Genomic DNA, 12480 nt, shown 5'->3' on the forward strand with positions numbered 1-12480 from the left:
CACACCGCGCGAACGGCAGCGGACTGACAGTCCGCTCTACCCCTTGTGCATCCCGTTCGGGATACACAAGGCTGCCATGCCCCGTGGGCATGGCAGCGCCGGACGAGGCCCTACTGGGCCTCGTCCGGCTTCACCCGGAACCACGCCGCATACAACGCCGGCAGGAACACCAGCGTCAGCACAGTGCCGACAATCAACCCGCCCATGATCGAGATCGCCATCGAGCCGTAGAAGGCACTGCGCGACAGCGGGATCATCGCCAGCACCGCCGCCAGCGCGGTCAGCACGATCGGGCGGAAGCGGCGCACGGTGGCGTCGATGATCGCGTGCCAGCGGTCATGGCCGGCGTCGATGTCCTGCTGGATCTGGTCGATCAGGATCACCGAGTTGCGCATGATCATGCCCGCCAGCGCAATCGTGCCCAGCAACGCCACGAACCCGAACGGGGCGCGGAACAGCAGCAGGAACAGCGTGGCCCCGATGATGCCCAGCGGTGCGGTCACCAGCACCATCGCCGCGCGCGAGAAACTGCGCAGCTGCAGCATCAGCAACGTCGCCACCACGATCAGGAACAGCGGCATGCCGGCCTTGATCGAATCCTGTCCGCGCGCCGAATCCTCCACCGTGCCGCCGGTCTCCAGCAGGTACCCCGACGGCAGCTCGGCACGGATGCCGTCCAGCGTCGGCAGGATCTGCTGCACCACGTCCAGCGGCTGCGTGGCGTCGCCGACGTCGGCGCGCACGGTCACCGTCGGCAGCCGGTTGCGGTGCCAGATGATGCCGTCTTCGAACACATACTCCAGCCGCGCCACCTGCGACAGCGTTACCGAGGTGCCGCTGGCGGTCGGAATCGCCAGGCTGCCCAGCATGTCCAGCCGAACCCGCTCGTTTTCCGGGCCGCGCAGCAGCATCTCGATCAGGCGGTTGCCTTCGCGGTACGTGCTCACGCTCATGCCCGACAGCGAGGTGCCCAGCAACTGGCTCACCTGCGCACTGCTTACCCCCAGCGCGCGCGCACGATCCTGGTCGATCACCAGTCGCACCACCTTGCTCGGCTCGCTCCAGTCCAGGTTCACGTTGATCACGTGCGGGTTCTCGCGCACCTTGGCCTGCACCTGCCGCGCGATCGCCTGCACCTGGTCGATGTGCTCGCCGGAAATGCGCATCTGCACCGGGTAGCCCACCGGCGGTCCGTTTTCCAGGCGGGTCACGCGCATCTGCACGTCGGTGAACTGCGGAATCACGTCCTTGATCAGCCAGTCGCGCGTGGCCTCGCGCGCGTCGGCGTTTTCGGTCAGCACCACGAACTGCGAGAAATTGGTGGCGGGCAGCTGCTGGTCCAGCGGCAGGTAGAAACGCGGCGAACCGGTTCCCACGTAGGCCACGTAGTTGCTGATGCCCTCACGGCCGTGCAGCAGCTTTTCCAGCTTTGCCGCCTGCGCCTTGGTCGCCTCCAGCGAGGCGCCTTCCGCCAGCTCGATGTCCACCATCAGTTCCGGCCGGGTCGAGTCCGGGAAGAACTGCTGCGGCACGAAGCGGAAGATCAGCAGCGAGAACACGAACAGCGCCGCGGTGGCCCCGATCACCCACCAGCGATGGCGCAGGCAGGTATCCAGAAAGCGCCGGAAGCGCGTGTAGAACGGACGCTGGTACGGATCGTGGTCGTGTGCGTGCTGCTTGGGCACGATCCAGCGTGCCAACGCGGGGTAGCGGTCGCCCCATGCCGCGCGGCGGGCCTGCCAGCGCGCGGCGACGCTGCCCGGCTTTGGCGGCTGCGGATTGAACAGGTCCGGCAGCATCTTGTCGCCCAGGTACGGAATGAACAGCACCGCCGCGATCCACGACACCACCAGCGCGATGGTCACCACCTGGAACAGCGAACGGGTGTATTCGCCGGTGCTGGAGGCGGCCGTGGCAATCGGCAGGAAGCCGGCGGCGGTGATCAGCGTACCGGTCAGCATCGGGAACGCGGTGCTCTCCCAGGCGAAGCTGGCCGCGCGCAGGCGGTCGTAGCCCTGCTCCATCTTGGTGGCCATCATCTCCACCGCGATGATCGCATCGTCCACCAGCAGGCCCAGCGCCAGCACCAGCGCGCCCAGCGAGATCTTGTGCAGGCCGATGTCGAAGTAGTGCATGACGAAGAACGTCATCGCCAGCACCAGCGGAATGGTCACGCCCACCACCAGGCCGGTGCGCAGGCCCAGCGAGAAGAAGCTCACCAGCAGCACGATCACCACCGCTTCAGTGAGCACCTGCACGAACTCGCCCACCGATTCTTCCACTGCATGCGGCTGGTCGGAGACCTTGCGCAGCTGCATGCCGGCGGGCAGCGTCTTCTGCAGGCGCTCGAACTCGGCATCCAGGGTGGTGCCCAGCTTGAGGATGTCGCCGCCGTCCTTCATCGCCACCGCGATGCCGATGGCGTCTTCGCCCATGAAGCGCATCTTCGGCGAGGCCGGGTCGGCAAAGCCGCGCTTGACCTCGGCGATGTCGCCCAGGTGCACGGTGCGGTCGCCGGCCTGGATCGGGAAGCGGCGGATGTCGTCCACGCTCTGGAACTGGCCGGTGACGCGCAGCTGCACGCGGTCGGTGGGGGTTTCAAAGAAGCTGGTGGCGGCAATCGCATTCTGGTCGGCCAGCGCCTGCTGCACCTGCTGCAGCGACACGCCCAGCGTGGCCAGCTTGGTATTGGACAGTTCGATCCAGACCTTCTCGTCCTGCAGGCCCTCCAGCTCGATCTTGCCCACGTCCGGCACCCGCTGCAGTTCCAGCTGGATGCGGTCGGCATAGTCGCGCATCACCGCGTAGTCGAAGCCCTGACCGGTCAGTGCGTAGATGTTGCCGAAGGTATCGCCGAACTCGTCGTTGAAGAACGGGCCGACGATTTCGCGCGGCAGGGTCGGCTTGATGTCGCCCACGCGCTTGCGCACCTGGTACCACAGTTCCGGGATCGCCTTGGAGCGCAGGCTGTCCTTGGCCGCGAAGATCACCTGCGATTCGCCCGGGCGCGAGTACGAGCGGATGAATTCGTACTGCCCGGTATTGAGCAGCGCCTTTTCGATCGGCTCGGTCACCTGCCGCGAGACCTGCTCGGCGGTGGCGCCCGGCCACATCGTGCGCACCACCATCACCTTGAAGGTGAACGGCGGATCCTCGGACTGGCCCAGGTGTTTGTACGACCAGGCGCCAATGATGGCGAAGGCCAGCATCGCAAACAGCACCAGCGCGCGGTTGCCCAGCGCCCATTCGGAAAGATTGAACCGGCGCACGGGCTCAGTGCCCCTTGGCCGTGGCAGCAGGCGCGGCGGCCGGCTTCAGCACCGGGCGGTTCTGCCGGTCCACCGGGGTGACCGCCTGGCCTTCGCGCAGCAGGTGCCCGCCGGCGGCCACCACCCAATCCTGTGCGGCCACGCCGGACAGCACCGGCACCGCGTCGGGGCCATAGGCACCCACGGTCACCGGCGTGGCCTTGATCGCGCCATTGGACGGGTTCACCACCCACACGCTGGCCTTGCCATCGGCGCCGCGCAGCACCGCGCCCAGCGGCAGCTGCAATGTGCCGGTGCGGCCGGCGGCGGCGAACACGCGCGCGCTCTGGCCCAGTTCCACTTCAGCGGCCGCCTCCGGCGCCAGGCTGACCCGGGTGGCGTAGGTACGCGCCTGTGCATCGGCAGCGGGGGCGATCTCGCGGATCGTGCCCGGCAGCATCTGGCCCGGCTTGTTCCACAGCTCCACCTGCACGTCCTGGCCAACCTGGTAATCGCGGATGTTGCTTTCCGGCAGGGCGATAAGCACCTCGCGGCCACCATCAGCGGCCAGGGTGAACACCGTCTGCCCGGCGCCGACTACCTGCCCGGCTTCGGCCTGGCGGCTGGCGATCACGCCATCGGCCGGCGCGCGCAGCTGCGCGTAACCGGTCTGGTTGCGGGCCACCGCCAGGTTGGCGCGGGCGGCATTGGCCTGCCCCTGCGCGGCCTTGAACGCGGCGGTCTGTGCATCCAGGGCGGACTGGCTGACCAGCTGCTGCTCGGCCAGCGTGGCGTAGCGCTTCTGGTCATCGCGGGCGCGCACCAGGTCGGCTTCGGCTGCGGCCAGCTGCGCCTGCGAGGCGCTTGCCTGCGAGGCGAAATCGGCGGCATCCAGTTCGGCCAGCAGGTCGCCCTTGCGCACGCGCTGGCCGGCATCGACATGCCGCTTGACCAGGTTGCCCCCGACCCGGAACGACAGCGGGCTTTCCTGCAGCGCATGCACCTCGCCCGGGTAGGCCGCCACTTCCTGGCCGCTCACCGTGCCCGGCTGCACCACCAGCACCGGGATCGGTGCGGCCGGCTCGGCGTCCTGTTTGCCACACGCCGCCAGCATCAACGCCAGCAGGCTACCGCCCATCCATCGCAAGTTGTTCATGAGGTCCTGGACCTTGAATTGCCGGGGGAAACCGTCTGGAAGCAACACTCTATTCCACGACGGCTAATAGTGAACCAGTCGGTATAGTATAAATATCGAACCGATTGGTCTAGTATTGTTTGCATGACCGATCCGACCACTTCAGCCGTGCCGTCCAAGCCTGCCGCCAAGGCAGCCGGGCCCGGCCGTCCCAAGGATCTGGGCAAGCGCGCGGCCATCCTTGATGCGGCCAAGGCATTGTTCGTGGACCAGGGCTATGGCGGCGTCAGCATGGACAGCATCGCGGCCCAGGCCGGCGTATCCAAGCTGACCGTTTACAGCCATTTCGGCGACAAAGAAACGCTTTTCACCGAAGCTGTGAAGTCAACCTGCGTCGAGATGCTGCCGGACGCGCTGTTCGTCACCGACGCCGATGGCGCGCTGCGCGAGCAGCTGCTGGGCATCGGCCGGGCCTTCTTCACCATGATCACCTCGCCGGCGGCCGTGGCCGTGCAGCGGGTGATGATGGCCCCCGATACCGACGACCGTATCCGCGAGATGTTCTGGGTGGCCGGCCCGCAGCGCACCAGCGATGCCCTGGCCGAATTCCTGCGGGCCCGCACCGAGCGTGGCGAACTGGAGATCACCGACTTCCAGACCGCCGCCCTGCAGTTCTTCACCCTCATCAAAGGTGAGCTGCATACGCATATGATGTGCGGGCTGCGAACGGCCCCGGCCGAGTGCGACGCCGACGCCCATGTCGAGGCCAGCGTGACCTTCTTCCTGAGGGCTTACGCCACCCGCCCCGGGCGGTGATGACAACATGAATGGACCGGAGGTCGCGGTGACTTCCGGCACTGCGACCCCGGCGCGACGGCAGCGATGCTCTCAGCGCGCCGCCGGCTCCCGGCACCGGTAAAATGGCCGGCCCACTGCGCTGGATTAAGAACCTCATGACGATCGATTACGCCCACGCCCGCGAACTGATGGTTGAACAGCAGATCCGTCCCTGGGACGTGCTGGACATCCGTGTGCTCGACGTACTGGCACGTTTGCCGCGCGAGGCGTTCGTCGCCGATGCGAACCGTACCCTCGCCTATACCGATGTCGAGCTGCCGCTCGGTAACGGCCAGAAGATGATGAAGCCGGTCATCGAAGGCCGCACCCTGCAGGCGCTGAACCTGCAGCTGGGCGATGAAGTGCTGGAAATCGGCACCGGCAGCGGCTACCTCAGCGCCTGCATGGGCGCCCTGGCGCGCGAAGTGCTGAGCCTGGAAATCGACCCGGAACTGGCCGTGGCCGCGCGTGCGCGCCTGGATGCAACCGGCCTGGGCACCAATGTCCGCATTGAAACCGCCGACGCGTTGACCTGGGATACCGAGCGCCGCTTCGATGCCATCTGCGTCACCGGCGCGGTGGAGACCATCCCCGCCCGCTTCACCCAGTGGCTGCGTACCGGTGGCCGCCTGTTCGTGATCCGTGGCCATTCGCCGGCAATGGAAGCGGTGCTGGTCAAGACCGATGGCAGCATCAGCGATTCGCTGTTTGAAACCGATATCGATTACCTGCGCGGTGCCGCGCCGGCACCCCAGTTCCACCTCTGAGTCCAAGGAAGCCGCAATGATCCGCCGATCCCTCGCTATTGCGCTGGCCGCCGCCCTGCTGCCCATGACCGCCTCTGCCGCCGACCTGCTGCAGGTCTACGAAATGGCGCGCAACGGCGATCCGCAGCTGTCCGCGGCTGAATCGACCCGTCTGTTCGACAAGGAAGGCGCCGTGCAGGCCCGTGCCGCGCTGCTGCCGCAGATCAATGGCGAAGCCTCGCTCACCCGCAACCGCACCAACCCGAACCACGATGTGAGTTCGACCTCGTACACCACCAAGAACCGCAATTACGGTATCAGTGGTTCGCAGACGCTGGTCAACTTCAGCCAGTTCGCCAACCTGCGTGCGCAGCGCGAGCTCAGCAAGGCAGCCGACTTCAACCTGGATTCGGCCAACGACGACCTGATCGTGCGCACCTCGGCGGCGTACTTCAACGTGCTGGTGGGCATTGAATCGCTGTCGGCGGCGCAGACCAACGAAGCGGCCGCCAAGAAGCAGTTCGACTTCGCCGACAAGCGGCTGGAAGTGGGCTTGGCCCCGATCACCGACGTGCATGAAGCCCGCGCCCAGTACGACCAGGCCCGTGCCAACACGATCATCGCGCAGAACACCCTGGCCGACGCCTACCAGGCGCTGACCGAACTGACCGGCCAGCCGGTTACCGACCTGCGTGCACTGCCGGCCGACTTCCGCCCGGAACTGCCGGCCAAGTACGCCACCGTTGACCAGCTGGTCAACGAGGCGGTCGCCCAGAACCCGGCGCTGAAGGCGCAGGAACTGCAGGTGAGCGCGGCGGAAGCCAGCGTGTCGGCGGCGCGTGCGGGCCACCTCCCCACCCTCTCGCTCGGCGCCAGCGTCGGCCGCCAGGCCAGCTGGGGCGACGTGGTCGGCAGCGGGTCGAACTTCAGCCCCGATGCCCGCAGCAACAGCGTCGGCCTGACCCTGAGCGTGCCGATCTTCTCCGGCGGCGCCACCCAGTCCGGCGTGCGCCAGGCGCTGGCCCAGCGTGACATCGCCCAGGATGGCTACGAGCAGCAGAAGCGCGCCCTGGACCGCAACACCCGCAACGCCTACCAGACCCTGGTGGCCGGCATCAGCGAAGTGGAAGCGCGCCGCCTGGCGGTGGTCTCGGCACAGAGCGCCTATGACGCGTCGCAGGTCGGCCTGGAAGTGGGTACCCGCACCGTGCTGGACGTGATCCAGAACCAGCGCATCCTGTTCTCGGCCCAGCTCGAGTACGCCAATGCCCGTTACACCTTCCTGCAGAACCGCCTGCAGCTGGGCCAGGCCGTCGGCACGCTGGACATCGCCGACCTGCAGGACATCAACCGTCTGCTCACCCAGCAGGCCGCGACGCCCAGCACCACGGTAAACGGCCAGTAACCCAGGCGTAACCGGAAACGAAAAAGCCACCTGCAAGGGTGGCTTTTTTCATGGGTCCAGCGGCGGCGGAAGCTGCGGAGCAATCAGCTCCACCGTTCGTTTGAGCGCACCACGTCCGTTGCTGACCAATGCACAGCCTGCGCTGGCCATGTCCTCGCGCGCCTCGGGATCGCGCAGCAGCGTCAGCAGGGCGTCGCCCACGCCGGCCACGTCGTCGGCGATGAGCACCGCGCCCGCTTCGCGCATGCGCCGGGAGATCTCGGCGAAGTTGTGCAGGTGCGGGCCGGTCACCGTGGCGGTGCCCATCGCCGCCGGCTCGAGCAGGTTGTGCCCGCCGATCGGCTGAAGGCTGCCACCGACGAACGCCACCTGCGCGCAGCCATAGAACGCCATCAGTTCGCCCAGCGTATCGATCACGAACACGTCGCTGTCGGCCTGCGGCCAGTGCTGCTGGCGGCGCGTGCTGACCTTCCAGCCCTGCTCGCGCGCCAGCGCTTCCACGCGCGGGAAGCGCTCGGGATGGCGCGGCGCCCACAGCAGCAGCAGGCCGGGTATTTCAGCACGCAGGCGACGGTGCAGGTCGATGGTGGCCTGCTCCTCGCCCTCGTGCGTGCTGGCCGCAATCCATACCGGGCGCGTGCCGGGCACGGCGGCATGGAAGCTGGCAGTGAACTCGCGCACGTTCGGCGTGGCGATGTCGAACTTCAGGTTGCCCAGCGGCTTGACCTGTTCGGGCAGCGCGCCCAGTTCGATGAAGCGCTCGGCGTCGTCGGCCGACTGCGCGGCCACGCAGGTGACAGTGCGCAGCGTGCGCCCGATCAGCGGGCGCAGCAGGCGGTAACCGCGCAGCGAGCGAGCCGACAGCCGGGCATTGAGGATATACACCGGAATGCCACGGTCGCGGCAGCCGAACAGCAGGTTCGGCCACAGTTCGGTTTCCAGGATCAGCGCCAGGCTGGGTTTGAAGTGGCCCAGGAAACGGCCCACGCTGCCCGGCACGTCGTAGGGCAGGTAGACGTGGTCCACCGCATCGCCCCACAGCGAGCGCACCCGCTCCGACCCGGTGGGGGTGATGGTGGTGATCACCCAGCGGATGTCCGGGCGCAGCTGGCGCAGCGCATTGACCAGCGGCGCGGCCGCGTTCACCTCGCCCACCGATACCGCATGCAGCCAGACCCGCGGCTGCGCGGTGGAATCGGGGTAGGAAGCGTAGCGCTCGTCCCAGCGCTGGAAGTACTCGCGCACCCGGAATCCGCGCCAGACCAGGTGGTACACGGTGATCGGCAACAACAGGTACAGCACGACCGAATACAGGCCGCGCAGGATCCATTCGACGGGACTTTTACGCATGCGCAGAGGATACGGGAGCGGCACCGGGAAAAACATGCAGGAGCGGGCCGATCCCCGCGCTGACGCACCTGCGGGGACGCATGACTTAGAATCGGGGCATGTCAGATAACGCTTCCACCGCCACCCGGCCGTCCCTGCGCAATCCCCGCCACTGGCCGACCTTCGCCTTCATCCTGGCCGCCTTCGTGATCGCCCGGCTGCCCTGGGGCCTGCAGCGCGCGCTCGGCCGGGGCGTGGGCACCGTGGCCTACCATGTGGCCAGCAGCCGCCGGCGCGCGGCCGAGGTCAACCTCAAGCTGTGCTTCCCCGAGAAGGATGACGCCTGGCGCCAGCGCCTGCTGCGTGACAGCTTCGACGCGTTGGGCGTGGGCATTTTCGAATTCGCCCGGGCCTGGTGGGGCAGCATCGACAGCATCCGCCCGAAGGTGCAGGTGGAAGGACTGGAGCACCTGCACCGCATGCAGGCCGAAGGCCGTGGCGTGCTGCTGGTATCGGGCCATTTCATGACCCTGGAGATGTGCGGGCGGCTGCTGTGCGACCACGTCGACCTGTCGGGCATGTACCGCAAGCACCGCAACCCGGTGTACGAGTGGGCGGTGAAGTTCGGCCGGCTGCGCTATGCCAAGGCGATGTATGCCAACGAGGACATCCGCGCCACCGTGCGTCACCTGAAGAAGGGCGGCTTCCTCTGGTACGCGCCGGACCAGGACATGCGCGGCAAGGACACCGTGTTCGTGCCGTTCTTCGGGCACACCGCCTCGACCATCACCGCCACCCACCAGTTGGCGCGGATGACCGGTTGCGCGGTGATTCCGTACTTCCACCGCCGCGAAGGCGGGAAGTACTTCCTGAAGATCGGCGCGCCGCTGGAGAACTTCCCCAGCGAAGATGTGGAAGCCGATACCGCACGGGTCAACCAGGCCATCGAAGCAATGGTGCGCGAGGCCCCTGACCAGTACCTGTGGATCCACCGCCGCTTCAAGCGCCAACCGGGCGGCCGCAGCGATTTCTACAAATAACGCGTACGGATCACGGGTCGTCGCTGGCCAGCAGGCTGCCTGCGTAGAGGGCGGCGAGCAGTAGCGTGAGGCCGCCCCAGAAGGTGGAATAGAACGCCAGGTGGGTGTTGAACGGGAACACGGTGACGGCCAGGGCGAGCATCGCCGGGCGGGCGCGCTCGCGTGCCGGCAGCGGTGCGAAGCGCCACGCGCGCCACGCCTGCGCCGCAGCCGCCAACCACAGCAGCAACCCGAGCACGCCGGTTTCGGCCAGGATCTCCAGCAGGATCTGGTGCGCGTGCAACGCCGGGCCGGCGCCCCATACTTCCTGTTCTTCAGGGCGCGGATTGCAATCGGGGTAGGCATCGCGGAAACCCCGTGCGCCTACACCGTTGATCGGATGCTGCTCGATCATGCAGCCCGCCGCGGCCCAGATCTGCGCGCGCCCGGACAACGCCTGGTTCACGCCGTCACTCTCGCCTTCCCACGCCATCGCAGTGCGCTCCAGCCGCTCGCGTACCTGGTGCGAGCCGGCGGCCAGTGCCACCGCCGCCACCAGGCCCACCGCCAGGCAGGCAAGCAGGCCGCGCGCGCCGAGCAGGCGCCAGCCGGAAAACACCAGCACCAGCGCATAGGTCAGCCATGCCGCGCGCGAACCGGCCAGCACCAGCACCACGCCCACCGCAGCCGCCACCAGCATCCAGCCCCAGCGGCCGAAGCGCGCGGCGGCGGCAAACAGCAGGAACGGTGACAGGCTCGCCAGTACCTGGCCGAATTTGAGATTGCACGGCCCCAGCACGCCGCTCAGGCGATCGGCTGCCGCCATCTCCGCCGGTGGACACAAGCCATGCCCACTGATCGCCCACTTCAACTGGTCCATCGACCAGAACAGCGGGCTGGTCCCGAGTACGGCCTGCGCCAGTCCGTCCAGCGTCCAGACCCCGGTAATCAGCGCAATGCCTTTGAGGGTCAGTGCGCGTCGCTCGGGCGTGGCCACCGCGATCGCCACCAGCCACATGAAGGGCAGATAGCGCAGGCCGGCAGCGGTCTTGCGCCACGCCGTGCCCGGATCGATCGCATCGAAGGCGGAGAACGCCTGTGGCAGCCAGTAGCCCAGGAACAGGATGCTGGTCAGTGCCCAGGCCGGGCTGCTGAGCATGCGTTGCTTGCCCTGCAGTCGCAGCTGGACCATGCGCGCGGCGGCGTAGATCGCGCCCAGGCCCAGTACGGTTTCGGCAACCCCGGGCAGCGGCAGCAGTGCCACGAATGCAATGACCCACCACGGCGCCCAGCGGCCCGCGCGGAAGCCCGGCGAACCGGGCGCCTTGACCGGCTCAGCCAGCGAGGGAGGTATAGAGGTGGAGCGTGTCACGTTGCATCGCCTGCAGGGTGAACGGAATACGCGAGGGCAGCGACGGCGGCTGCGCCAGCAACTGCAGCGCACGCGCCTGCAATGCCCCGGCGTCGCCCAAGGGTACCGCGCCGGATGGCTGCAGGTGTTGCAGCAGCTCGCCCACCCCGCCCTGGTTCCAGCCCAGTACAGGTCGGCCCACCGACAACGCTTCGACCACGGTGCGGCCAAAGGCCTCGGGCTTGTCGGACAGCTGCAGCACCAGATCGCTGGCGGCGTAGGCCTCGGCGATGCGCGAGGTCGGCGCGGTCATCAGCACCGCATCGGCGATGCCCAGGCTGCGCGCCTGCGCCTCCAGCTCGGCCACGTAACGCTCACGCCCCGGCTCGCGGGTGCCCGGCATCCACAGCAGCGCCCGCACCCCGGCCGCATGCAGCCCGGCCAGCAGCCCCAGCGCATGGTGATGCCCCTTGAGGCGGGTGCCACGGCCCGGCAACAACAGCAGCGGCGCATCGCCAGCCAGCGTTGGATGCTGCGCGGCCACCGCCAGGCGCGGGCGCCGGTCCTGGCGGCCCACGCGCGGGAACTGCGCGGTATCCACGCCACGCGGAATCACCTGCAGCCGCTCCGGGGGTACGCTCGGGTAATGCTGGAGCACGAATTCGCGCACGCAGTTGGACACGCAGATGACCCGTTCGCCGCTGGTCATCACCGCGCTGTAGCGGCTGGGCGAATTCAAGCCATGCACGGTGGTCACCCAGTGCGGGCGGGTGGCCGCCGGCAGGTTGCGCACGGCGTAGTAGCCCAGCCAGGCCGGCAGCCGCGAGCGCGCGTGCACGATGTCCGCGCCGGTTTCGGCCAGCAGGTTGCGCAGCGTGCGCACGTGGCGCAGCGTCCACAGCGATTTGCGGCCGATATCCAGGGTGAGGTGTTCGGCGCCGCTGGCCAGCAGCGGCTCGACCAGCCGGCCACCGGCGGAGACCACGATGGCGCGGTGCCCGGCCGCGACCAGCGCGGCGGCAATTTCCAGCGTCGAGCGCTCAACCCCGCCGGAGTGCAGCGCCGGCAGCAGCTGCACCACGGTCAGTCGGCGCACGTTCGTTTCCGCCTGCTCAGTCGGCCAGCACGAAGACCGAACCGCAGTACGGGCACGCGGCTTCGCAGTTCGGCTCGTCTTCGATCGGCAGGTACACGCGCGGGTGCGAGTTCCACAGCGCCATCTCCGGCGTCGGGCAGCTCAGCGGCAGGTCGCTGCGGTGCACGGTGTAACGCTTTTCGGCATTGGCGGGCGCGGTGGCGGTATGGCTCATGGCGGGGCACGGAAAGGAATTGCGAGGGGCTCGATTCTAGCACCCGAGGCGCCGGGCGCGGCGCGGCCGGTTCCGTGCGGGACGCCGCCGGCAAAAGGCC

10 protein-coding genes are annotated in these 12480 nt (G+C 68.0%); 4 read left to right on the forward strand and 6 right to left on the reverse strand.

The features are described from left to right. Nucleotides 1–110: 110 nt before the first annotated feature. Nucleotides 111–3269 carry an efflux RND transporter permease subunit gene (locus BAY15_RS15725; protein ID WP_068853943.1) on the reverse strand — a complete coding sequence of 1053 codons (3159 nt, stop codon included), beginning with the start codon at nucleotides 3267–3269 and terminating at the stop codon, nucleotides 111–113. Nucleotides 3270–3273: 4 nt separating this feature from the next. Then, a complete protein-coding gene (locus BAY15_RS15730) occupies nucleotides 3274–4404 on the reverse strand; it encodes an efflux RND transporter periplasmic adaptor subunit (protein WP_068853944.1) in 1131 nt (376 codons plus the stop codon). A gap of 123 nt (nucleotides 4405–4527) precedes the next feature. Between BAY15_RS15730 and BAY15_RS15735 the strand changes: the two genes are divergently transcribed. The 3 genes from BAY15_RS15735 to BAY15_RS15745 all read left to right on the forward strand — a co-directional run bounded on the left by BAY15_RS15735 (nucleotide 4528) and on the right by BAY15_RS15745 (nucleotide 7371). After that, the gene (locus BAY15_RS15735; protein WP_068853945.1) at nucleotides 4528–5199 is read left to right on the forward strand and encodes a TetR/AcrR family transcriptional regulator; all 672 of its coding nucleotides are present in this window, start codon (nucleotides 4528–4530) and stop codon (nucleotides 5197–5199) included. A gap of 137 nt (nucleotides 5200–5336) precedes the next feature. Beyond that, a complete protein-coding gene (locus BAY15_RS15740) occupies nucleotides 5337–5987 on the forward strand; it encodes a protein-L-isoaspartate O-methyltransferase family protein (protein WP_068853946.1) in 651 nt (216 codons plus the stop codon). Between the two features lie 16 nt (nucleotides 5988–6003). Next, complete coding sequence (locus BAY15_RS15745; RefSeq protein WP_068853947.1) at nucleotides 6004–7371, forward strand: TolC family outer membrane protein; 1368 nt, start codon at nucleotides 6004–6006, stop codon at nucleotides 7369–7371. Between the two features lie 48 nt (nucleotides 7372–7419). Here the strand turns inward: BAY15_RS15745 and waaA are convergent, their stop codons facing one another. Further along, complete coding sequence (gene waaA, locus BAY15_RS15750; protein ID WP_068853948.1) at nucleotides 7420–8721, reverse strand: lipid IV(A) 3-deoxy-D-manno-octulosonic acid transferase; 1302 nt, start codon at nucleotides 8719–8721, stop codon at nucleotides 7420–7422. 98 nt (nucleotides 8722–8819) lie between these two features. Here waaA and BAY15_RS15755 point away from each other — a divergent pair, with 98 nt between their 5' ends. After that, a complete protein-coding gene (locus tag BAY15_RS15755; protein ID WP_068853949.1) occupies nucleotides 8820–9740 on the forward strand; it encodes an LpxL/LpxP family Kdo(2)-lipid IV(A) lauroyl/palmitoleoyl acyltransferase in 921 nt (306 codons plus the stop codon). 10 nt (nucleotides 9741–9750) lie between these two features. Here BAY15_RS15755 and BAY15_RS15760 read toward each other — a convergent pair whose 3' ends face one another. Genes BAY15_RS15760 through BAY15_RS15770 form a run of 3 tightly spaced genes read right to left on the reverse strand, consistent with a single transcriptional unit; the run spans nucleotide 9751 to nucleotide 12380 of the window. After that, the gene (locus BAY15_RS15760) at nucleotides 9751–11073 is read right to left on the reverse strand and encodes an O-antigen ligase family protein (protein ID WP_428999307.1); all 1323 of its coding nucleotides are present in this window, start codon (nucleotides 11071–11073) and stop codon (nucleotides 9751–9753) included. After that, entirely contained in the window at nucleotides 11054–12166 is a 1113-nt protein-coding gene (locus tag BAY15_RS15765; protein ID WP_068853950.1) for a glycosyltransferase, read from the reverse strand. The genes BAY15_RS15760 and BAY15_RS15765 overlap by 20 nt, the downstream gene beginning before the upstream one ends. Before the next feature lie 16 nt (nucleotides 12167–12182). Further along, nucleotides 12183–12380, reverse strand: coding sequence for a zinc-finger domain-containing protein (locus BAY15_RS15770; RefSeq protein ID WP_068853951.1), 198 nt, complete (start codon nucleotides 12378–12380; stop codon nucleotides 12183–12185). Nucleotides 12381–12480: the final 100 nt, after the last annotated feature.

The sequence above is a fragment of the Stenotrophomonas rhizophila genome, from assembly GCF_001704155.1.
In the GTDB taxonomy this organism is placed as follows: Bacteria; Pseudomonadota; Gammaproteobacteria; order Xanthomonadales; family Xanthomonadaceae; genus Stenotrophomonas; species Stenotrophomonas rhizophila_A.